This window comes from Propionispira raffinosivorans DSM 20765, assembly GCF_000381065.1.
Taxonomy (GTDB): Bacteria; Bacillota; Negativicutes; order Selenomonadales; family Selenomonadaceae; genus Propionispira; species Propionispira raffinosivorans.
Map to the genome: position 1 here is coordinate 14,873 of NZ_KB905858.1, position 20,328 is coordinate 35,200.

Genomic DNA, 20,328 nt, shown 5'->3' on the forward strand with positions numbered 1-20,328 from the left:
GGTTTAAAAAACATCCAAATTCCTCCTCGTAAGCATATATTTAGAGTATAGCATATTCTTATAATGTCTGAAATAAAAAATGTTTGTGATGTTTTTGTCTTTTCACTTGCTGTTCATTATGTTTTCTTATTTTCAAGATCAAGCAGTGCTTTTTTCATGTCCAATCCACCTGCATAGCCGACAAGCTTCCCACCCATTCCAATAACCCGATGGCATGGAACCACGATCATCAAAGGATTTTTATGATTCGCCATCCCCACTGCACGACTAGCTTTCGGGTTGCCAACTACCGTCGCAATGTCCTTGTACGTGCGAGTTTCTCCGTAAGGAATTTGCCGAAGAGCTTCCCACACTTTTTTCTGAAATTCCGTACCATGAAGCTCATAAGGAAAGTCAAAAGTTTGGCGTTGTCCGTTGAGATATTCACTAATCTGTTTAAAAACAAGATTGGTTAGTGCTGAAGATTCATTGTCCATATCAACCTGCTCGACTCGGTCCAATGAAACAATAACCGTATCAGTATAGCCGATTTTTAGAATTCCAAGTTTAAAATCATAGAATGCGTACTGTATCATTTTCGATACTCCTTTCTGTATGCAGCAGGAGAAACTCCTGTTCCGGTTTTAAAAAATCGATAAAAAGATGACAATCCACCAAAGCCTACAGAATACGCGATGTCGATAATCCTGCCATCGGTATCCGAAATCAGCCGTTTTGCTTCTGTCAGACGCAACTTACTCACATATTCGGACAATGTAATACCATATTCCTCTTGAAAGATTTCAACCATACGATGTGAGGATACGCCCAACTGCCGCAATTTCTGATTCAGATCACAGCTTTTGCGAAAAGAATCATCAAGAAGCCGTTTTGCCTTTTCCGCGATTTCTCTAATTGGTTGATAGTCTAAAAGGTCGCTTCTGCACCGCTTGCAGGGACGAAAACCCGCGCGCCTCGCCTCTTCTGCAGCAGAAAAGAAACATACATTTTCCCGTTTTGGTATTTTAGACTTACAGGAAGGACGGCAATAAATCCCTGTGGATTGAACCGCGTAGAAGAAAATGCCATCATAGGCGGCATCGTTTTCATATACTGCTTTCCACATTTCTTCCTGTGTCATTTTTTTACCACCTCCCGTTTCTTTTTCGGTGCATAGTCTCGCATTCCATCAATCGCGCCTCCGGCAATTGCCCAAAGATACAGACTTGCTACCGTCCCGTAGGGTGAATACCGCCTTGCATATTTCTCAAACTTTTTTCTGTCGATACTTCTATGATGATACAGCATCCGCATACCTCGATGAATTGCAAGGTCTCCGTAGCTCACAATATTAGGTCGCTGCATACAGAAGGTCATAATCATTTCCGCAGTCCAAATACCAATCCCATTTAGAGATGAAAGTTCTTTGACAACCAATGCATCGGGCTGGTTGACCAGTGCTTCGATGTTGAATTCCTTGGTTTTTATCTTCTGCGCAAAGTCTTTGATGTATTCGGTTTTTTTGAATGTCATGCCAATTTTTTGAAGTTCGTTTGATTCAATAGAACAGATTGTATCTGGATTTATATTTTCAAGTCTGTCATTCAGCCTTTGCCAAATCGTCGCCTGCGCCTGAGTAGAGATCTGTTGTCCGATAATGTGATGAATGACGGAGGAAAACAGATCGCTGTCGACCGTCCGATAAATATGCCCGATCCGATCAATCGCTTTTCCTAGCAAATCGTCACGACTTTTTAAGAATTCAATGGCCTCGCTGCCATATTCAAAATGCAAAAAAATCACCCCCACTGCTGCAATTATAGCATAAGTATCCGGTGATTTTCTTCTCAATTTTGGATATTCAATTCGAAAAAAGTGTACTTTCTTTTCATCATTTTTTTAGAACTGGCACTTTCTTCAATGATCGAATAATATGATCGATTGCTAACACCGGATGCTTATATATCATGCGAGGTCCCGCATACCGCATTACAGTAGTTATTTTTTCTCGCATCTCTTTTTGATAGCAATGAATTGGACATTTACCACATACCGGTTTACGCTCACCAAAGAAACAATGGTCCAGGCGCTTTTGTACATAGTTTAACAAATCTTTACATTCGCTGCACAATCCGCTATCTATCTTATGATTCGCCTTGCAATAAATCGCAGTCATTTTTTCAGCAGTCTTTTTCTCACGCAAAATTCTTTGTCTCGTCAAACCGCACACTCCACTTCAGCTAGACTCTAATAATTTATACTACATTTTGTATTATTTTTTCATTACAGAATGCAAAATCCCTATCCCTTTTTGAATTTCTTCAGGTTCTAAATGTCCATATCCTAACAAGAGCTTATTTAAATGCCGACCTTTTTGAATTCCATGATAGTCGACTGAAGTGATTTTAAGACCCTTCCTCTTGCAACGTTCAAAAAAATCCGAATCAAAATTTTCCTTTTGAAATTCTATTGCAAGATGCAAACCCGCAGCATCACCCCAACTTCTCCAAGTATCAGCAAAATGAAATTTCAAGGCTTCTAATAATACCGTTCTTCGCTCCCCATACAATTTTTTCATGGATCGAATATGTCGATCAAATTTTCTTGTATGAAGAAATTCCGCCAGAGCAGCCTGCTCAAAGGGCGTATTTTGAACATCAGTGTGTAAACGAAGTTCACACCAGGCCGCTTGCAGCTCCCGCGGTAAAATTACATAGCCAATCCGAATTGCTGGAAATAATACTTTACTGAACGTGCCTATATAGATCACCTTATTTGGTGCCATTGCATAAAGTGGCGCTATCGGATCTCCCAAATAACGAAACTCACTGTCATAATCATCTTCTACCAAATAAGCTTCATTGGCTTTAGCATATCGAACCAACGCAGCTCGGCGAACAGCTGGTAATATTCCACCTAAAGGGAATTGATGGGACGGCGTCGTGTATACTGCACGAACTTTGGTTTTATTCAGCCACTCTGTCTGAATTCCGTGCTCATCAACAGGAATAGGCTCGATGCTGCATCCTGTATTTAGAATTGTTTTCAAAACACCTTGATTACATGGATCTTCTATCGCAATTTTATTTCCATGCCCGCCAAGAAGATTGCTAATCAGGTGCAACGCCTGAGTAGCACCTGAGCTAATAAAAATATCCTGTTCCTGCACACTTAATCCCTTACTGCGAAGCAGCCATGCGGAAATCTCGCTGCGCAGCGCAATCAACCCCTGCGGATTGCTATAACCGAAATCGTCCAATTGCAAGATTGCAGTAGTTTTATGCATCATTTGCTGCCAAAGGTATTGCGGAAAACGCTTCAAGTCTGGACGTCCGGTTTGAAAATCAACGATATAATAAGGGTTTTTTATGACTTTAATCTCAGCCCTTTTTTCTAAATCTGTTTCAAGCTGCAGTCCTTCTGCTATACGGGTCGGTGCTCCTTGGCGGTGCAGAACAAATCCTTCCGCAATGAGCATCTCATAAGCCTCACACACCGTATTACGCGATACTTTTATTTGTTCAGCTAATTCTCTCGTAGAAGGCAGTGCCACTCCTGCGGTAAGAACTCCAGTAAAAATCTGATCGCGTATTTTTTGATAAATTTGTCGTTTTATCGGAATCGCACTTTTCCGCTGGACTTGAATGCTATACATAACCCCTCCACTGGACTGGTATATTATTGGTTATACTGGAACTTTATCCATACCAGTTAATCAAATATAATTATAGCATATCAGATTGAAATGATCACATTTTTAGGAGGATACACTATGCAGCAAATAAAAGGAATGTTATTTTTATTAGGGGCATTTACATTGGCTGGTACTTCTGTAGTTGCAGCACGATATGTTACCGGAAAATTAGGTCCGTATACTATAACGTGTGTCAGTCTGCTTTTTGCCATATTATTTTTATTACCTCTCACCCGATGGAAAAACATAGAGAGTCTTTTCCATTTAACAGGCAAAGATTGGATTTATTTATTCTTTCAGTCCGTATGTGGTGTTTTTTTATATCGTATGTTTTTATTGTTTGGACTACTTCATACAAGTTCTGCAGAAGCTGGTATTTTAACCGGAGCAACTCCCGCGATTACAGTAATTCTTTCAAGATTTCTCTTAAAAGAAAAAATAACGTCCATTAAACTACTTGGTATTTTTTGTACGGTTGCCGGAATTTTATTAATCCAAAATATCTTTACATCCACAGATCATTTTTCTATGGCACATCTTGTCGGGAACCTATTCGTCATCTGTTCTGCGACTTGCGAATCTCTATTTAACACTTGCTCTAAGATTGCCGTTACCCAAAAACGATCTGGACCAAACACTACACTTTCTCCCATACTTCAGACTATACTGGTTAGTCTCATCGCAATAGTTCTTTGTCTCCTCCCGGCCAGTTTTGAACAGCCACTTGCGCTTCTTGCGCAGGCAGACCAGACAGAATGGTTTGCACTTATTTGGTATGGTGTTTTCGTAACTGCACTCGCATATATTTTTTGGTATGCAGGGATTAAACATTGTACGCTTTCGACTGCAGCTGCCTTTTCCGGCATGATTCCTTTTACTGCATTAGTTTTATCTGTTTTAATTTTAAAGGAACAGACCACGCTGCAACAATGGAGTGGCTGTATACTGCTTATAACAAGTATGGCCTTAATTGGTTTCACAAAAAAATCTTCAAATATTAAAATAAGCTCCGAATCAAAAGATACAATATAAAAACAACGCAGCGGTTTTCAAACTCGCTGCGTTGTTTTTATATCTCGAAACTATCTAGTCTTTTCAACAAGCCTTTATATTGTTCCAACAGTTTCCCGTCTTCCAATCGAATCGATGAATTATAATATATAACCTGTCCGCTGCCTCCACCAAGGGCATTTTTTTTCTTCAACTGGTGTTGTAGATTTTTTATCGTACCAATGTTCCCGTCAACAATCGCCATTTCCGGTGGCAGTATTTTTCTGAAGGTATCTTTGAAAAATGGAAAATGCGTACAGCCAAGAACGATAGCATCATAATCCGAAAGATGATACGGTGCAAAGACTTCTTCCAAATAAGGACGAACCCTCTTTTCATCAAAAGAGAATTTTTCTGCCAGCTCTACTAATCCGGGCAAGGGCAGAAGATCTACTATATTTTCGCCGTCAAGTTTTGCTATAAGATTATGCAGCTTTTCTTCCCTTAACGTCAACGCAGTAGCCGTTACAAAAACACGACGCCCTGGCTGTGACTTTTTCTCCAGTGCTGGTTTTACAGCTGGTTCCATTCCAATAATGGGCAGATCTTTATATTTTTCGCGCAACCCCTGAACGGCTACACTCGTTGCCGTATTACATGCAATGACAATCGCTTTAACGCCCTGGTGAACAATAAAGTCCATAGATTCAAAAATATATTTTCTTACCTCTTCTTTTGGTTTTGTCCCATAAGGAACGTGCGCCGTATCCGCATAGTAAATATAATCTTCATCCGGCATCCTTTTTATTAAATCATGCAGAACCGTCATACCGCCCAGTCCTGAATCAAAAACTGCAATTTGCATTGATTCTTCCTCCATACTATTTAGCTATAAAATTTTACAATTTGTAAAAAAACTTAAAAATCATCGCTTTTTTGCATATTCTATTGTATCGCATTTTCAGATTTCGTCAATGCCACAATCTGTTTCAATAAAAAATATAATCAATACAGGATATCAGTAAATAGTCTATCTCATTTTTTTATACATCGATAAAAATCTTTTCTATTTAATATAATTGTAACAACTGAGGCTATACTTCCTAATAGAACTAATCCACCCCAACCATATAGCTCGCCTAAAATACTACCAGCTTTGGTTCCTAATGCACCTCCTAAAAAATAAGCTGTCATAAAAGCAGTATTTAATCTACTTCTCGCACTTTCATTTAAAGAAAAAACTCTAAGCTGATTCCCGATAACACTATGTCTGGCAGAAACATCCAATAATATCATAAACGTCAATACAACCATTATACTCCATACAGAAAAATACATTACACAAAAACCCAGCAGAGAAATCACTCCCCCTACTGCAACAACAAATCCCGGAGTATAGGTATCAGCAATGCGCCCAATATAAGGAGCAACAATTATTCCTGCGATTCCACTTAATCCAAGTAATCCCACTTCATGGCTTGTAAGAAAGAATGGCGTTGAACTTGTCAAATATGCTACCGATCCCCATAGTGCACTGTACGCACCAAAAATAAGAAAACCACTCAAACAAGAACGTCTCAATTCTTTTTCATGTAAAAATAAAGAACATGTAGATTTTATTAACATTTTATAATTCAATTGATTATTTCCTTTATTCGCAGGAAAATTAAAAGATATAAATAAAATACTACCTATATCTATAAACGAAGCCACAAAAAAGACTGCACGCCATCCCCAAATTTCACCGATATATCCAGAAAGCAGCCGTGCTACTAATATTCCTGTTACTAACCCAGAAAGTAAAATACCAATTGCTTTACCTCGATTTTTCTTGTCCACATAGGATGGTGCAGCTGGAATTATAATTTGTGCACCGATGGATGTTATTCCAATAAAAAAATTTAGTACTTCTAATAATAAAAAAGACTCCGATATTGCTATTATAAAAGATGCAATTAGATTAATAAAAAGCAAGATTTGCAATAACCTTTTTCTATTGACTTTGTCCCCGAGTGGAACTAAAAAGAGCAGTCCTACAGCATATGATAATTGAACTATTGTAGGAATATTTCCGATTTGCGCTTGTGTAACGCCAAAAGCTTTCGCTAAAATCATTAATATTGGCTGACTATAATAGATATTGGCCACACAAAATGCACATATCATAGACATTAAATAAATAAGACGCATTATTATACCAAACCTTCCAACGATAAATTCATTTTTAATTGCACTATTTTGCTACGCTAATGTGCAATCAAGTTGACTCTGCTATTTTATAATATTAGTATAGAAAGAACAAGATAACTTATAAACCTAGGATTATTTCTCCTAGGCTTAAGCAGGGAGAGTCATATGAAAATCCACGAAGATATGAGAAGAAAAGATCTCGGCGTATTTCTTAAAACAAGGCGTAAAAATTTAATACCTGAAGCCTATGGATTTCATAGCAAAAACAGAAGAACAACGGGTCTTCGACGCGAAGAAGTTTCATTATTAATTGATGTTAGCGTGGATTGGTATACTCGTTTAGAACAAGGTCGAGATATACATGTTTCCTCTAGAGTTTTAGATAACATAGCCGATGTCTTTCATTTAAAGGCTAGTGAACGAACCTATTTATTCTTACTGTCACAACAAACAGTTCCAATGGACACATCCTCAAAAGCAGATACCATAACGCCTTCTCTTCAAACTTTTTTAGATAATCAAGGAACAAGCCCTTCCTATATTACAAATTTAAAATGGGATATTATCGCATGGAATAACGCAGCATGTGTAGTCTTTGGAGATTACAATAAGATGAATCGTTTTTATCGCAACTCTATTTGGCGAGCGTTTCACTCCCAATATATGAAAAATATATTAGACGACTGGGCGTCACATGCGAAAAAAAGAGTTGCACAGTTCAGAGCCAGTTATAGTCGCTTATATAAAGATCCATGGTGGGAATCTATGTTAAATGATCTCATATTAGATAAAGACTTTAAAAACTGGTGGGATTTATACAATATACAGGAGTCACCAGATGGCGATAAATTATTACACCATCCAATTGCGGGAACTTTACATTTGGGATATTTATCTTTCCGATGGTGCGATAATCCTAATTTGCTAATTACAGTACATATGCCAACCGATGAAGAATCCTCCGATAAAATAAAGAATTTAATAAATAATTATGAATTACAACACAAGAAATAATAACATTGTAAGCATTAAAAATGCCGTTACCTTGACACTATGTCATTTGGTAACGGCATTTCAAAAAATTCAAAATAAGAATAAACCTACAAAATTAAAGGTTATTACCCAAAAACTTGATCAAGTTTTTTCTTTAATTGAGCTGATATTGGAACTAAAGGCAGCCTTGCTTCATCTGAATGAATAAGCCCCTCTCTATATAATACATATTTTATCGGCATTGGATTGGATTCCGTAAACAACAATGAAATTAAATCGACTACATCATGCCACTTCTTCAATGCAGCATGATGATCGTTATTTTTCATCGCCGCATACAGCGCAATAAATTTTTCTGTCTCTATATGGGCCGATGCCATTATTCCCCCATCCCCACCAAGTGCTAAGGAATTATAAAAAAAGCAATCTTCTCCGGTAAGTATTGAGAAATTTTCCGGTTTATTTAATAGCAATTGCATTGATTGTTTTGTATCTCCACAAGAATCTTTTAAGCCGATTATATTTTTCAGTTTTGCCAGCCGATAAATTGTCTCATTTTCCATATTTATTCCAGTGCGATACGGAATATTATATAAGACGATATCTAAGTCCGTTGCCTCCGAAATCTTTCGAAAATGTTCATAGATTCCTTCTTGAGAGGGACGATTATAAAATGGACACACTGAAAGAATTCCATTCACCTTATATTTTTCGACAATTTTTAATTGCTTTACCAAACGTCTAGTATCATTCCCCCCCCAGCCAACAAAAATCGGTACGCGTCCATTCACATATTCAACGATTTTAGCAATGATTTCTTCATATTCAAGTTCATCAATCGTCGGGATTTCTCCCGTTGTTGCCAACGGCATAAATCCATAAATTCCTTTATCAATATAATGCTCCACCATTTTTTTTAGTGCTGGAAAATCTACATGATCGTTAAGAAACGGAGTAATTATTGGCAGCCAAACACCTTCAATCAAAGTCTTCTACCTCCATTAAATTTTATTTTCTCGATAATTTTGCTATAATCAACTATAATATACATTTTTATCGTACGGCATATAAGAATAGATGTAAAATGAAAGATACGAATAACTATGATCGAAAAATTAGATGGGAGTAGGTTTCTATGGATATTCAGCATTTGACTTCTTTTATCGAGATTGCAAACTCAAAGAGTTTTACTAAAACAGCTGAAAAATTGGGCTATGTTCAATCGAGTGTTTCCGCTCACATCAGTACCCTCGAAAAAGAATTAGGGGTTAAACTATTTTACCGACAAACTGGCAAAGGCGTACAGCTCACAAACGAAGGTAAGCATATGTTGCCGATTGTCGAACAGATCGTTAGCCTAGCCTCACAATTAGCAAAACCAAGTTCATCACCAGAAACTTTATCAATTGCCACAATTGAATCTTTGAGTCGAACTCGCCTAAAAGACCTCTTTCACGCCTATCCGGCTGCCTATCCCAATATCAATTTAGTCATAAATTACGGAAACTGCACGGATAATCTCAATCAACTGCGCCAGGAAAAAGTAGACATTGCGATTGTCCTCGCACCAAAAATTATTGATCCCGAATTTTCTATACAAGTTTTTTCGCAAGAATCACTGAGTGTCTTGGTATCCCCAGAGCATCCTCTCGCAAAAAAAGAAGAACTTGCACCTGCTGATTTTCAGCAACTGGATATAATACTGACAGAAAAAGGCTGCAGTTATCATGATTTATTTATTCGCTATATCCAGGAAAACCATATCACCCCACGAAAAATTGTAGAAATCAACAGTATTTCCGCAATCCTTGAATTAGTCCACACCTGTCAAGGAGTTACCTTTTTACCTGAAATTTCTGTATTAAACCAAATCATAGCAAACAAACTGCACCCACTAAAATTAATCGGACAAAAAACGGACATGTTCACGCAAATTGCCACCAGAAAAAACAAGACATCCGCTAACGCTATAAAACTATTTTTAAACGACTGTTCTTCGCATTCTACGTTGGAATAAAAGTTTCTGGATTACTTATGCTTAACTATATAATCAATATAATGATCAGCGCTCTGGTTGATTTCTTCATCGCTTGCTTGAAAAGATGAACCAAAAACAGTGAAATATGGTAATGCAATTGCGCCAACATGTATTGCACTAGCTTTAAATGGCATAATTAATTCATCTATTGTAAACGAAACCGAACCAGTATGTGTGTAATTTTCTTTTTTATCGCCTATCGACATTGCTAAACCAAATTTTTTTCCTTTCAGTTTATTCCCCTTTGAACCATAAGCCCAGCCATGAGTAAAAACATCATCGAACCATTTTTTTAGTAAAGGTGGATAACTATACCAATACAATGGAAACTGGAGAATAATATGATCGTAAGTCTCTAAGAGTTTTTGTTCGCGTTTAACATCAATATCCAAGTTTGGATATTCTTTATAAAGCTCGTGAATTACAATTTCATTTGGATGTTGAATTAGCTCCTGTTTCCACCTTTTGTTTACTCTTGACTCTTTAATGCAGGGATGCGCTAAAATTACAAGTGATTTCATGGTAAATCATCTTCCTTTCAAACTGCTTTCATATGATAAACCCATTATCATATACAACCCACTATTAGTAAATACACACCATAAAGTCAGTAAAAAGCTTACCTATAAGTATGTATTAGACTTGAAAGTAAATATATGTCATACTAGCATTATCATTTAAAATTTATAATTTTAAATGCATAGGAGATGATACTATAAAGCAATATAATTTGGGTATCGAGGCAACACTCGAAATACTCGGTGGGAAATGGAAAGCCCTCATTGTATGTCTACTTATAACAGGGACTAAAAGAACAGGCGAACTACAACGTCTTATTCCTGCTATCTCACAAAAGGTTCTCATACAACAACTCCGTGAACTTGAAAGGGATGGTATTGTAGGTCGGCACGCATATAATGAACTGCCGCCCAAAGTTGAATACTATATGACTGAATATGGAATTACAGCGAATAAAATCATTGATATAATGTGTTCTTGGGGAAGAAATAATATCAAAATGCGCCAAGAAAAGGGGGAAGCCGTCGAATTATTGAAAAACGAACTATAAATATAGCCTTAATGGATTCTTTACCATATTCCGCTAAGGCAAAACAACAAGAAGAGCCGCTTTTATTAGCAGCTCTTCTTGTTGTGCAGGAAAATACCAGCAATACTATTTTTACCAATTAAGTTTTACCAAGCAAAATATGCCAATGCCAGCCTACCGAATGTAATTCATTATCATTGATAAATTCGTTAATATGCTGTACTGAAATGATCTCAAATTTTTTAAATAGTTTTTCTATTAAAGTTATATCTGCATAAAAATGTGGAATGCCATTTTCCGGACCATCTTCTACACGAATTTTTGTATTTTCATCCACAACCGGCCAAGATTGATGAAAGCCCCATGCATTTTTAGAACCCAGAGTTACATAACATTCTCCACCAGGTCGCATAACACGAAATATTTCCTCCAATATCTTTTTTACGCCTTCGGTATCTGAATGTGATATAACATTTCTGCATAGGATGCAGTCAAACTGACTATCGTCATAAGGTAATTGAAGCATATCACCGACAGTACAATGGATTGCAAGTTCTTCAGTCTTTGCCCATTCTTTTGTTCTTGTAACAGCATACGCACTTAGATCAAAGGCCCAGGTAGTAAAACCATTTCCAGCAAAAAGTATACTGTGTCTACCTAATCCACAACCAAGATCCAAGAACTTATTCTTGTCTTGCTGTTTCCAACGATTAATAAGATAATAGCTTTCGATTGCTGGATTTCTCCAACATTTCGCATTATTCTCATCGACAATTTCCCATTTCCATGATTTTGATTTTATCATAGTCTCTTCCTTCTTCATAAATTAAAAAGCGAATGCTCTCCGTCAGCATTCGCTTTTTTGTGTTATATAAAAACAAGTTATATTTTATAAATTTTATACTATTATATTACCATAAAATTCGCAAAATTTCAAGACTTGTATAGTTCCTAGTATAAGCTTATCCTATACTATACGGAGGCGATGAATATGACGTTTGCTTTAGAAACTATAAAACTGCAACAACTTGCAGCTATACAGGAATTACAGGAATGCAATCAATTCACAGAAAAATTTGGTCTTACTTTGACCGGAGAGCAGATTCAAAGACTAGTGAATGAACGCTTTGAAGCTTTGCAAGAAAATGGACGCATTGAATTTGGCGAAGGAGTGCTAAAAAAGCTCGTTTACGCATTCTGCAGCTCACCTTATCTTTACCAGTTTGATTATGAGGATACTATTGCTGCATTGCAGGAAACTTTTTATTATTTCAAGAATGAATCCGATGACCGTCTTTCCGATGATGAGCTTATTACCTTCATGAAGCAGACTTTTGACGGTAAAGCGCAAGGCTCACTGGAATATCTGGCAGAAACCTCGCTTGAGGAACTTTGCCGCAATGCCCGGTATGGTTATAAACGAAACGAAGGAGAGTCTCTATGAATATATCGGCTTTGTTTCCATTCATAGATCCATTAGTAGACGATTTGAGCTTGCAGGATACGGAACGGCTGCAGATAAAGCTTTGGCAGCTCGTTTCCTACCAAAGCAAGCGTTACACTATGGGGGATAGCAGTTCACTTCGTATCGAAACAGCAGAGGAACTTTTCACTTCAATCTGCTTCTTGCTGCAACTTTATCAAAGAGAAACCCATATTCCATGGCAAAAGCTTTTTGATGCGGATTTCAAAGAACTTTTAAAAGAATCCCGCTCACTTGCAAAAGTCAGGATATCCCAGGCGAAAAGCCTTTATACAAGAACCCAGCAAAGTCTGCCAAAAATCAAAAACGATTTTCTCGAAGATACGCTGACCAATATCGGCATCTTTTTTCAAAAATACGATATATATTTCTTTGCCCATCAGATTCCCTGCATAATAGATTATCCTTTAGCCTGTCCTGTTCCTGAAACTTTATATGGTATCGAATACATTTTACAATATCTGCAGCAACTACTCATCGAAAATCATTTTCTGCAACGTTTCTCAAGCAGGGATTTGAACTGCCTGTTATCTGTCTATATACCCAACTATGAATCATCGCTTATCGATCTCTATGAGCCAGTTGTTATAAATGTTTGGGGACGCCAACTGCTCGCACAAACAATCACAGCCTTGAACATCAACAGCCACGAAAAATTTCGTCTGCAACAACGTCTTCAACACCATTCATCATCAGAGCTTCACCACTTAGCCGCCGCTTCTGCCAAAAAGCTTACAATTGAACTTTCATTGTCCACTCCTATCGAAACAGACTATTTACAGCATACTATCGACTCTTTGATTCCCCGCCTAAAAGTCGCTTTAGATGCACAAAATCTAAACGGAATTTTCATGTCATGGTAACCCTATCGTCAGGGGGCAGATTATGCTGCAAACTTATATTCTATGTCAGCTTTTGCGTTTACAGCGGTCGTCCGCTCCATTGTCCATAAGAGACAAAACCATCATCAGAATAAAGATTGCAAATTTAAACTTGTTTACTTTGAGTTTTGAATTCAACAAATTTTCCATATAACTTCTCCTTGCTATTGATACTCGACACGAATATTCCCCATGATGTTTCTTCAAATTTTATAATGATAACTCTTTTATATGTTGTTACAATGTAAAATCCAAACGCTTCTACTCTCTTACTTAAAAAAAATATTATAATAAATCTGTGCTAATTTCAATAGTTTTAAATGTAAAAATAAATTTAGTTCTTTCCACAATTAATTAAAAAGGCAGTTAGCTATGTAAAGAACCAAAAAGTGGTGCCAATCCAACAGACCAAAGAAAGCTATCAGTACACCCTTTTCTACAAGTAGCGCTGGATAAAAAAGAACGATTTAACCCAAACGTATCCCGTTACTTTCTCGTTCAAATACCAAAACTATCGGCTGCATCTTGCATGCATTAACAGTAACCTCAGCAATAATCATATGACCATCAATTACTTTTTATATGATAGTTTTCAACCGTTTTAAAGTATAATTCTTCTACATAAACAGGGAATTCTTCAATATTCCTATATAAAACAAATCCCTACCTGCCAGCTAGATAGAGATTGTTTTATACATCAGTCTGTATATGCAACAGCACTTATTTCAACTAATTGTGACGAAAAAGCAAAATATGGTACGCCTATAAGAGTTCCCGCGGGGCGGTGCTTCCCTAAGTATTCCTTGAACAGCTTAATGACGGAATCCGAATGCTCCCCAGCATCTGCCAGATAAATTTCCACATAAGCGAGGTTGGATTTCGTGATGCCAAACTCCGCTAAAACATGATCAAGATTTTTAAGTGTCTGGCGAGTTTGCGTTTCAATATCACCTTCGCCAATAAATATGCCTTCCGAATCATGAGAAAATTGCCCTGAAATATAAATCGTGCCATTCACGCTGTAGGCTTGGGAAATACCATGATCCCAAAGATTATGATTATAAGTTTTAATATTAGTCATTTTCTCTCTCCTTTACTTTAAGGTAAATTTAGTATAACAAGACAGCAAACAAAAAAATAGTACGCACTTTATTGATAGGTACTATTAGAAAGGATAGTGTAAATTATGGGAATGGCTGCATATAAGGGGCAAGTAAAAAATATCCAAGATACACCTTTTGGATACACCTTGTCAGTGATTGGCGGTAAATGGAAAATGGTTATCATATACCTTTTGGCAGAAAACCAGCCAATTCGCTTTAATGAACTAAAAAGACAAATTGGCTCAATTACCTTTAAGATATTGAGTTCACAACTGAAAGAACTGGAATCAGATGGTTTGATAGAACGAAAAGAGTATCCTCAAATTCCTCCTAAAGTTGAATACCGTTTAACAACTAAAGCAGAAACGCTCTTGCCTGTTTTAGAAGGATTATGCGAATGGGGAGCAAGAAATCAAAATAAATAAGCTGCCCGTTCAGGCAAGTTTTTTCATGACTGCCGCCTTTTCATCTAGCTTAGAAATGTTTTTTGTTTTTTTCTTTACTAAACTTTCGTGCATTTTTCATTCCACCTACTCCCGTGAACATAGCATTAAACTTTTCAGTCTCAATCTGCTTTGAATTTAATCTCTCATACTTGGCTTCTTTTTGAAGCTTCAAATAGTTCGCAAACCGATCCGCTGATACCATCCCATCATTTATGGCTTTTCGCACTGCACAAGCAGGCTCGCTCGTATGCGTACAATCTTGAAATTTACATTTTCGGGATAGTTCATCAATATCCGCAAAGGCTTTTGACATATCAGCACTTTCAATTCCTAATTCTCGCATTCCCGGAGTGTCAATAACGGCACCTAAACCCGGAAGAGCAATAAGTTCCCGTCTAGTAGTCGTATGCCGTCCCTTATCATCATGTCTAATTTTTTTAGTTTCCAAAACATTTTTTCCAACGAGCCTATTTATCAAAGTAGATTTCCCTACACCTGATGAGCCAATAAATGCAACGGTTCTGCCCTTGTCAAGATACTTTTCAATAGATAGCACACTGTCATCGCTTAAACTTGAAGTAACCAGCACATCCACTCCGCAAGAAACGGTGTCGACTTCAGACAGTTTTTCCGCAAGATCAACGCATAAATCTGCTTTGGTAAGCACGATAACCGGAATGGCCTGACTACTCCAAGCAACACTAAGATATCGCTCCAGTCTGCGGATATTAAAATCATTATTAAGTGACATGCAGATAAAAACAGTATCAATATTTGAGGCTACGACCTGTTCATCCTCCGATGTTCCCGCAGCCTTTCTGATAAAAGCACTTTTTCTTGGCAAAATATGCCGGATGATTGCATTTCCACTGATATTTTCATTACGGTCAAGCATAACGAAATCACCTACTGCCGGAAAATCAGACAAAGTCTTAACCTCAAAACGAAACTTCCCAAATATTTCTGCCGCTAGCTCGCCCGCCTCCGTTATTACTTTATACATATTTTTGTATTGGGATGCGACTCGGCCTACATAAAGATTCTTGTAAAAATCAGCTTCAACAACAAATCGTTCACTGAATCCCAAGTTTTCCATATCTATTTTGCTCATTTTTACCTCCAAAAGTTAAAAAAATTCAAAAATTACAAGATCACCTTTTAGTCCTTTGATTTTATATCATTATATTTTGTTTCGCAAAAAATGTATTCCCCTTTTTTCTTTCAGAAAAAAGAAAGAGAACGCTGCATTCTGCATAGCGTTCTCTTTCTTAATAACAAATTCATATTTTCATTTTAGTTAAAATTCCATAAACCGTTTTATCCGACAAAAAATATGTCTTCGCAATTTCTTTTACCGAAATTCCCGCTGCATATTTCCTAAAAATCTCCTGGTTTCGCGCGAACGTAATCTGCCGACTTTGACCATCCGCATCCCATGGCTGTCGATTATCCTTTTTGCGAGGAATATAGATGTACTCACCATCAACATATTTTTGGATCGCTGCAAGCAAAGACTCCGGCAATACCGCTTTACCATTCTGATAGCTCATTTTGCTTCCTCCTAAAGAAAAATATTTTTTAGGATTTAGCAAAAGCTATTCGAGCTTTAATTTTACTACAAACAGCTTTTGCTATTTGTAGTAAACAATCATCGATTTCATCAACAACTTAATAAGTCATTTCTCCCTTCATCATCAATTAATATTATTTTATATAGATTTTTCTAACATGTCAAACAGCAAACTGCTTATACAACAATAGTTTTCAAATTTTATTTTATGATAATATTCCCTTATTATCGCATTCAAAAAGTCCCCATATAGATTGACACCTGTTTCAGCATTTTCTTACATTAATACTAAAACAGATATCAATTATGAAGACTTTTTAACTATAGATACTTTTATAAAACAATCAACTAACATCTTTTATCGGAGGGGTAATTTCAACGTGTATCACTGTGGTCGATTCTTCATTAGAATAAATTGTAATAGGCTCTACGGCTTTTCTTATATGAATTAAGGTTTCCTTGCCTACTTTTATTTTTTCCAAATTAGTTTGCAATATAAAAGTACCACCAACAGAATAAAAAAAGTGCTCTTTCTCTGCCAGCATAATTTTTTTAGGTAATTGAACATATGCTTGTAGATTGACTGTCAATCCGCTATTCTTTCGTAACATAACATTAAAGTCTTTACAGCATCCCCAGCTGATTGTATCATCAGCACCGTCAAATGCATCAACAGCAAATGGCTGCAGAATTTCACCTAATTTATCCTTGTGTTGTAGTTTAATATTATTTTCCAAAATCATAAGAAATCGATCATAGTTGGGCAGCTTTGTAAAAATTGATTTTTCAATTTCTACAGTTGCTGAACTAATCCTAAGTGAAAAATCACGGTCAGCATATCGTCTGTCCTGTGGTGTAATATAAAGTTCTGTAGTGGTTCCACCTGACCACTGCGTTGTATTTTGATCTTTTTTCTCAAATATTTCTATATTCATCGTCATTTTACCATCAGGCTCCAGTTTGAATGCCTTGCAATAACTTCATACTTTCCGTCCGAATAATTTCTGTCGCCTGAGCCTTATATTCCATAAATTTTTGTGTTGTTTTTATATGATAATCTCTTGGTCGTTCTAAATCGATATTTAATATTTCCTTAATTTTCCCTGGACGGGAACTCATCAAAGCTACACGATCTGCTAAAAAAATGGCTTCATCAATATCATGTGTAACCATAATAATCATCTTAGGCGATTTCTGCCATACGTCAAGCAGTAATTCCTGCATAACGCCTCTAGTTTGCATATCTAAAGCACCAAATGGTTCGTCCAACAATAAAATATCTGGATTATTAGCTAAAGCTCTTGCAATAGCAACCCGTTGCCGCATACCACCGGATAAAGAATTTGGATGCTGATTTTCAAACCCTCTAAGACCTACTAAATCAATATAATGAGCTGCAATCTCTTTTGCGTTTTTAGTGTTTATTTTTTGTTGTTTCAACCCAAATTGAATATTTTCCGAAACGCTCATCCATGGAAAAAGAGTATACGCTTGAAATACCATGCCCCGATCAGCTCCAGGACCAGTAAGTTCTTTTCCGCAATGCCGAATTTTCCCCTGCGTTGCTTTTTCAAGACCGCAAATAATACGCAGCAATGTACTTTTACCGCAACCAGAAGTTCCCAATAAAGATACAAATTCTTTTGGTTTTACATGTAAATTTATTTCATCCAAAGCAAAAACATCACCATTTTTACTTGGATAAATTTTGCTTACACCTATAACATCAAGCCCCTGTTCTATCTGCGTGTTCATAGAATTACCGCCTTTCTTTAATGACTATCTTTATTCCAGTAAAATAATCGGTTATGACCTTCTTTAAACAAAATATCAATAATCATTCCTATAAACCCAATTGTTAAAATCCCCACAAAAATACGAGATGTATCCATCATTCTCTGTGACTGAATAATCATATAGCCAATCCCTGAAGAAGCTCCTACCAATTCAGCAACAATAACGTAAGTCCAAGCCCAGCCAAGCACGGTTCTCAACGTATCCACAATATCCGGCATTGCTTTTGGTAAAATAACTTTCCAGAGAACATCCCATTTTGAAGTTCCTAAAGTATAAGAAACCTCGATCATCGACATTGGAACATTGCGGACGTTTGTTGCAATCATCAAAATAAGTTGTGGTAAACTGCCCAAAATAATAATAGCTATTTTTTCTGATTCATCGATGCCTATCCATAAAATAAATAAAGGAATAAACGCTGATGCCGGTAAATAACGAATAAATGAAAAAACATATTCCAGCAAAGCCGAAGCTGGTGCATAAGTTCCTATTAAAAGCCCCAGTGGTATGGCAATTACAGCAGAAATAAGAAATCCACTCATGACCCGATATACTGTCATTTCAACGCCTTTAAGAAATTCTCCATCCGACAACAAATCAACGGCAACATGCACTGTATTCCCTATTGTTGGTAAAAAAAATGCATCTACTGTCCCCGATACTGTCAAAAACATCCATAGTAAAATGATAGAAAGAAAAGCTCCTGCAGCAAGTAGTACTGTATAAACTTTTTTTATTCTGCCCTTCGGCGTAAAAGCATCATTTAATTTAGCAATTATTTTTCTTCCTTTTTTCAAATTATTGTTTGCTGTTTGCTCTGTTGCAATAAACAGTGGCTCGACCTGCATATTTGCTTTTTCATTCACCATAATAACTCACCATCCTTTATTACATGTTGAACAATATTAATGCCCGTATGATATACCAAAAAGCGATAATCAGGATATGCCAGTAATAGTATGTCTGCTCTTTTTCCCTGTTCAATGCTGCCGACAGAATCTGCCTGATCGGTTGCTGCTGCTGCATTCAGCGTAATCGCTGTTAAAGCTTCTTCCAATGTCATCTGCATTGAAATCACTGCCAAGGCTAATATCAATGGTATAGAATACGTATAACAGCTTCCCGGATTGAAATCACTTGCTAAAGCAACCGCACAACCGGTATCAATCATTTTTCTTGCAGGAGCAAATGGTTTTCTCATACAAAAAGCTGTTGCCGGCAAGAGAACTGCTATTGTATTACCTGAAGACAAGACTTGAATATCTGCTTCTGTAATTGCTAATAAATGGTCAGCAGAAATGGCTTTGAGTTTATGAGCTAAAGCTGCTCCCCCTAGAGAATTAATTTCATCCGCATGCATTTTTAATTTAAACCCCATCTGAGCCGCTGTTGATAATAAACGTTCGGATTGTTCCAAAGAAAAAACGCCTGTTTCACAAAACACATCACAAAAATCCGCTAAATTTTCTTTTTTAACCTGCTTTAACACGTCGTTGACTAAAAAATCTATATATTGATCGCCATTCCCCTTATATTCTGGAGGAACCGCATGCGCTCCCAAAAAAGTTGTTTTCAATGAAATCGGCAAATCCTGTTTCAACCGATGCATAACGCGAAGCTGTTTCAGTTCGGTATCTTTATCCAATCCATAGCCACTTTTGCCCTCTAACGAAGTAACTCCCAGCTTTAGCATATTGTTTAAGACAGCCCTACCACTTTGATATAGACTCTCTTCTGAGCTTTCTCTCGTTGACTGCATCGTAGAACAGATGCCACCGCCTTGCTTTAAAAGCTCCAAATAAGGTACCCCTGCCAAACGATCGATGAATTCATCCGCGCGACTTCCACCAAAAAGAAAATGTGTATGCGGATCAATAAAACCAGGAATAGCACATTTACCATGAGCATTTACAATTTTAAAATCGTCACCAGCTTTTTTAGCATAGATCTCAACATCCGCGCTATTACCGACTTTTTGAATAATTCCTGCTTCGATATAAATTGCCGCATTTTCCTGGATTTCAATCTGTCGCATTGCAATTCCATGCCTTGCTGTTTTTCCTTTCGGGGTAACAAGCTGCGAGATATTTTGAATTAAGAGTTTTTCCATGTTCTT

At 37.0% G+C, this 20,328-nt stretch carries 24 protein-coding genes; 7 read left to right on the forward strand and 17 right to left on the reverse strand.

What is annotated here, in order from left to right:
- Positions 1 to 116 precede the first annotated feature (116 nt).
- From F606_RS23840 to pdxR, 5 genes are all read right to left on the reverse strand, one after another.
- The gene (locus tag F606_RS23840) at positions 117 to 575 is read right to left on the reverse strand and encodes a methylated-DNA--[protein]-cysteine S-methyltransferase (protein ID WP_019554584.1); all 459 of its coding nucleotides are present in this window, start codon (positions 573 to 575) and stop codon (positions 117 to 119) included.
- Entirely contained in the window at positions 572 to 1,120 is a 549-nt protein-coding gene (locus tag F606_RS0114395) for a bifunctional transcriptional activator/DNA repair enzyme AdaA (protein WP_019554585.1), read from the reverse strand. The genes F606_RS23840 and F606_RS0114395 overlap by 4 nt, the downstream gene beginning before the upstream one ends.
- Positions 1,117 to 1,773, reverse strand: a complete 657-nt coding sequence (locus F606_RS0114400; protein ID WP_019554586.1) for a DNA-3-methyladenine glycosylase family protein — start codon at positions 1,771 to 1,773, stop codon at positions 1,117 to 1,119. Before F606_RS0114400 ends, F606_RS0114395 begins: the two co-directional genes overlap by 4 nt.
- A gap of 97 nt (positions 1,774 to 1,870) precedes the next feature.
- A complete protein-coding gene (locus F606_RS21230) occupies positions 1,871 to 2,200 on the reverse strand; it encodes a nitrous oxide-stimulated promoter family protein (protein WP_019554587.1) in 330 nt (109 codons plus the stop codon).
- Positions 2,201 to 2,251: 51 nt separating this feature from the next.
- A complete protein-coding gene (gene pdxR / locus F606_RS0114410; protein ID WP_019554588.1) occupies positions 2,252 to 3,634 on the reverse strand; it encodes a MocR-like pyridoxine biosynthesis transcription factor PdxR in 1,383 nt (460 codons plus the stop codon).
- A 117-nt stretch (positions 3,635 to 3,751) separates the two neighbouring features.
- Here pdxR and F606_RS0114415 point away from each other — a divergent pair, with 117 nt between their 5' ends.
- Positions 3,752 to 4,705 (forward strand): DMT family transporter, encoded by a 954-nt coding sequence (locus F606_RS0114415; protein WP_019554589.1) that lies wholly within the window; start codon positions 3,752 to 3,754, stop codon positions 4,703 to 4,705.
- A 37-nt stretch (positions 4,706 to 4,742) separates the two neighbouring features.
- On the opposite strand, the gene murI is transcribed toward F606_RS0114415, so the two are convergent.
- Together murI and F606_RS0114425 are read right to left on the reverse strand one after the other, a co-directional pair.
- The gene (murI, locus tag F606_RS0114420) at positions 4,743 to 5,528 is read right to left on the reverse strand and encodes a glutamate racemase (RefSeq protein ID WP_019554590.1); all 786 of its coding nucleotides are present in this window, start codon (positions 5,526 to 5,528) and stop codon (positions 4,743 to 4,745) included.
- Between the two features lie 170 nt (positions 5,529 to 5,698).
- A complete protein-coding gene (locus F606_RS0114425) occupies positions 5,699 to 6,853 on the reverse strand; it encodes an MFS transporter (RefSeq protein ID WP_019554591.1) in 1,155 nt (384 codons plus the stop codon).
- A gap of 165 nt (positions 6,854 to 7,018) precedes the next feature.
- Here F606_RS0114425 and F606_RS0114430 point away from each other — a divergent pair, with 165 nt between their 5' ends.
- Complete coding sequence (locus F606_RS0114430; protein WP_019554592.1) at positions 7,019 to 7,867, forward strand: helix-turn-helix transcriptional regulator; 849 nt, start codon at positions 7,019 to 7,021, stop codon at positions 7,865 to 7,867.
- A 104-nt stretch (positions 7,868 to 7,971) separates the two neighbouring features.
- On the opposite strand, the gene dapA is transcribed toward F606_RS0114430, so the two are convergent.
- Positions 7,972 to 8,832, reverse strand: a complete 861-nt coding sequence (dapA, locus tag F606_RS0114435) for a 4-hydroxy-tetrahydrodipicolinate synthase (protein WP_019554593.1) — start codon at positions 8,830 to 8,832, stop codon at positions 7,972 to 7,974.
- Between the two features lie 149 nt (positions 8,833 to 8,981).
- Between dapA and F606_RS0114440 the strand changes: the two genes are divergently transcribed.
- Positions 8,982 to 9,863 carry a LysR family transcriptional regulator gene (locus tag F606_RS0114440; RefSeq protein WP_019554594.1) on the forward strand — a complete coding sequence of 294 codons (882 nt, stop codon included), beginning with the start codon at positions 8,982 to 8,984 and terminating at the stop codon, positions 9,861 to 9,863.
- Positions 9,864 to 9,874: 11 nt separating this feature from the next.
- Here the strand turns inward: F606_RS0114440 and F606_RS0114445 are convergent, their stop codons facing one another.
- Positions 9,875 to 10,405, reverse strand: coding sequence for an NAD(P)H-dependent oxidoreductase (locus tag F606_RS0114445; RefSeq protein ID WP_019554595.1), 531 nt, complete (start codon positions 10,403 to 10,405; stop codon positions 9,875 to 9,877).
- Between the two features lie 209 nt (positions 10,406 to 10,614).
- Between F606_RS0114445 and F606_RS0114450 the strand changes: the two genes are divergently transcribed.
- On the forward strand, positions 10,615 to 10,953 hold the full coding sequence (locus tag F606_RS0114450) for a winged helix-turn-helix transcriptional regulator (protein WP_019554596.1): 339 nt from the start codon (positions 10,615 to 10,617) through the stop codon (positions 10,951 to 10,953).
- Positions 10,954 to 11,071: 118 nt separating this feature from the next.
- On the opposite strand, the gene F606_RS0114455 is transcribed toward F606_RS0114450, so the two are convergent.
- Positions 11,072 to 11,737: a class I SAM-dependent methyltransferase gene (locus F606_RS0114455; protein ID WP_019554597.1), complete on the reverse strand. Its 666-nt coding sequence runs from the start codon at positions 11,735 to 11,737 to the stop codon at positions 11,072 to 11,074.
- A gap of 186 nt (positions 11,738 to 11,923) precedes the next feature.
- On the opposite strand from F606_RS0114455, the gene F606_RS0114460 reads away from it, so the two are divergent.
- Both F606_RS0114460 and F606_RS0114465 read left to right on the forward strand, forming a co-directional pair.
- Positions 11,924 to 12,376: a DUF6323 family protein gene (locus F606_RS0114460; RefSeq protein WP_019554598.1), complete on the forward strand. Its 453-nt coding sequence runs from the start codon at positions 11,924 to 11,926 to the stop codon at positions 12,374 to 12,376.
- Entirely contained in the window at positions 12,373 to 13,278 is a 906-nt protein-coding gene (locus F606_RS0114465) for a DUF6179 domain-containing protein (protein ID WP_019554599.1), read from the forward strand. The genes F606_RS0114460 and F606_RS0114465 overlap by 4 nt, the downstream gene beginning before the upstream one ends.
- 715 nt (positions 13,279 to 13,993) lie before the next feature.
- Here F606_RS0114465 and F606_RS0114475 read toward each other — a convergent pair.
- Positions 13,994 to 14,377 carry a RidA family protein gene (locus F606_RS0114475; RefSeq protein WP_019554601.1) on the reverse strand — a complete coding sequence of 128 codons (384 nt, stop codon included), beginning with the start codon at positions 14,375 to 14,377 and terminating at the stop codon, positions 13,994 to 13,996.
- A gap of 105 nt (positions 14,378 to 14,482) precedes the next feature.
- On the opposite strand from F606_RS0114475, the gene F606_RS0114480 reads away from it, so the two are divergent.
- Positions 14,483 to 14,824 carry a winged helix-turn-helix transcriptional regulator gene (locus F606_RS0114480; protein WP_019554602.1) on the forward strand — a complete coding sequence of 114 codons (342 nt, stop codon included), beginning with the start codon at positions 14,483 to 14,485 and terminating at the stop codon, positions 14,822 to 14,824.
- A gap of 49 nt (positions 14,825 to 14,873) precedes the next feature.
- On the opposite strand, the gene rsgA is transcribed toward F606_RS0114480, so the two are convergent.
- The 6 genes from rsgA to hutI all read right to left on the reverse strand — a co-directional run bounded on the left by rsgA (position 14,874) and on the right by hutI (position 20,322).
- On the reverse strand, positions 14,874 to 15,956 hold the full coding sequence (gene rsgA, locus F606_RS0114485; RefSeq protein ID WP_019554603.1) for a ribosome small subunit-dependent GTPase A: 1,083 nt from the start codon (positions 15,954 to 15,956) through the stop codon (positions 14,874 to 14,876).
- A 169-nt stretch (positions 15,957 to 16,125) separates the two neighbouring features.
- Complete coding sequence (locus F606_RS0114490; RefSeq protein WP_019554604.1) at positions 16,126 to 16,395, reverse strand: CD3324 family protein; 270 nt, start codon at positions 16,393 to 16,395, stop codon at positions 16,126 to 16,128.
- A 364-nt stretch (positions 16,396 to 16,759) separates the two neighbouring features.
- On the reverse strand, positions 16,760 to 17,350 hold the full coding sequence (locus tag F606_RS22385; RefSeq protein WP_169558429.1) for a HutD family protein: 591 nt from the start codon (positions 17,348 to 17,350) through the stop codon (positions 16,760 to 16,762).
- Positions 17,351 to 17,363: 13 nt separating this feature from the next.
- Positions 17,364 to 18,170: an ABC transporter ATP-binding protein gene (locus F606_RS0114500; RefSeq protein ID WP_019554606.1), complete on the reverse strand. Its 807-nt coding sequence runs from the start codon at positions 18,168 to 18,170 to the stop codon at positions 17,364 to 17,366.
- A gap of 17 nt (positions 18,171 to 18,187) precedes the next feature.
- Entirely contained in the window at positions 18,188 to 19,081 is an 894-nt protein-coding gene (locus F606_RS0114505) for an ABC transporter permease (protein WP_019554607.1), read from the reverse strand.
- Positions 19,075 to 20,322: an imidazolonepropionase gene (gene hutI, locus F606_RS0114510; RefSeq protein ID WP_019554608.1), complete on the reverse strand. Its 1,248-nt coding sequence runs from the start codon at positions 20,320 to 20,322 to the stop codon at positions 19,075 to 19,077. The genes F606_RS0114505 and hutI overlap by 7 nt, the downstream gene beginning before the upstream one ends.
- Between the last annotated feature and the right edge of the window lie 6 nt (positions 20,323 to 20,328).

Coding starts and splice junctions, on each gene's coding strand:
- F606_RS23840 (WP_019554584.1), bottom strand. CDS start 575: ATGATACAGTACGCATTCTATGATTTTAAACTTGGAATTCTAAAAATC.
- F606_RS0114395 (WP_019554585.1), bottom strand. CDS start 1,120: ATGACACAGGAAGAAATGTGGAAAGCAGTATATGAAAACGATGCCGCC.
- pdxR (WP_019554588.1), bottom strand. CDS start 3,634: ATGTATAGCATTCAAGTCCAGCGGAAAAGTGCGATTCCGATAAAACGA.
- F606_RS0114415 (WP_019554589.1), top strand. CDS start 3,752: ATGCAGCAAATAAAAGGAATGTTATTTTTATTAGGGGCATTTACATTG.
- murI (WP_019554590.1), bottom strand. CDS start 5,528: ATGCAAATTGCAGTTTTTGATTCAGGACTGGGCGGTATGACGGTTCTG.
- F606_RS0114425 (WP_019554591.1), bottom strand. CDS start 6,853: ATGCGTCTTATTTATTTAATGTCTATGATATGTGCATTTTGTGTGGCC.
- F606_RS0114430 (WP_019554592.1), top strand. CDS start 7,019: ATGAAAATCCACGAAGATATGAGAAGAAAAGATCTCGGCGTATTTCTT.
- F606_RS0114440 (WP_019554594.1), top strand. CDS start 8,982: ATGGATATTCAGCATTTGACTTCTTTTATCGAGATTGCAAACTCAAAG.
- F606_RS0114445 (WP_019554595.1), bottom strand. CDS start 10,405: ATGAAATCACTTGTAATTTTAGCGCATCCCTGCATTAAAGAGTCAAGA.
- F606_RS0114455 (WP_019554597.1), bottom strand. CDS start 11,737: ATGATAAAATCAAAATCATGGAAATGGGAAATTGTCGATGAGAATAAT.
- F606_RS0114460 (WP_019554598.1), top strand. CDS start 11,924: ATGACGTTTGCTTTAGAAACTATAAAACTGCAACAACTTGCAGCTATA.
- F606_RS0114465 (WP_019554599.1), top strand. CDS start 12,373: ATGAATATATCGGCTTTGTTTCCATTCATAGATCCATTAGTAGACGAT.
- F606_RS0114475 (WP_019554601.1), bottom strand. CDS start 14,377: ATGACTAATATTAAAACTTATAATCATAATCTTTGGGATCATGGTATT.
- F606_RS0114480 (WP_019554602.1), top strand. CDS start 14,483: ATGGGAATGGCTGCATATAAGGGGCAAGTAAAAAATATCCAAGATACA.
- rsgA (WP_019554603.1), bottom strand. CDS start 15,956: ATGAGCAAAATAGATATGGAAAACTTGGGATTCAGTGAACGATTTGTT.
- F606_RS0114490 (WP_019554604.1), bottom strand. CDS start 16,395: ATGAGCTATCAGAATGGTAAAGCGGTATTGCCGGAGTCTTTGCTTGCA.
- F606_RS22385 (WP_169558429.1), bottom strand. CDS start 17,350: ATGAATATAGAAATATTTGAGAAAAAAGATCAAAATACAACGCAGTGG.
- F606_RS0114500 (WP_019554606.1), bottom strand. CDS start 18,170: ATGAACACGCAGATAGAACAGGGGCTTGATGTTATAGGTGTAAGCAAA.
- F606_RS0114505 (WP_019554607.1), bottom strand. CDS start 19,081: ATGGTGAATGAAAAAGCAAATATGCAGGTCGAGCCACTGTTTATTGCA.
- hutI (WP_019554608.1), bottom strand. CDS start 20,322: ATGGAAAAACTCTTAATTCAAAATATCTCGCAGCTTGTTACCCCGAAA.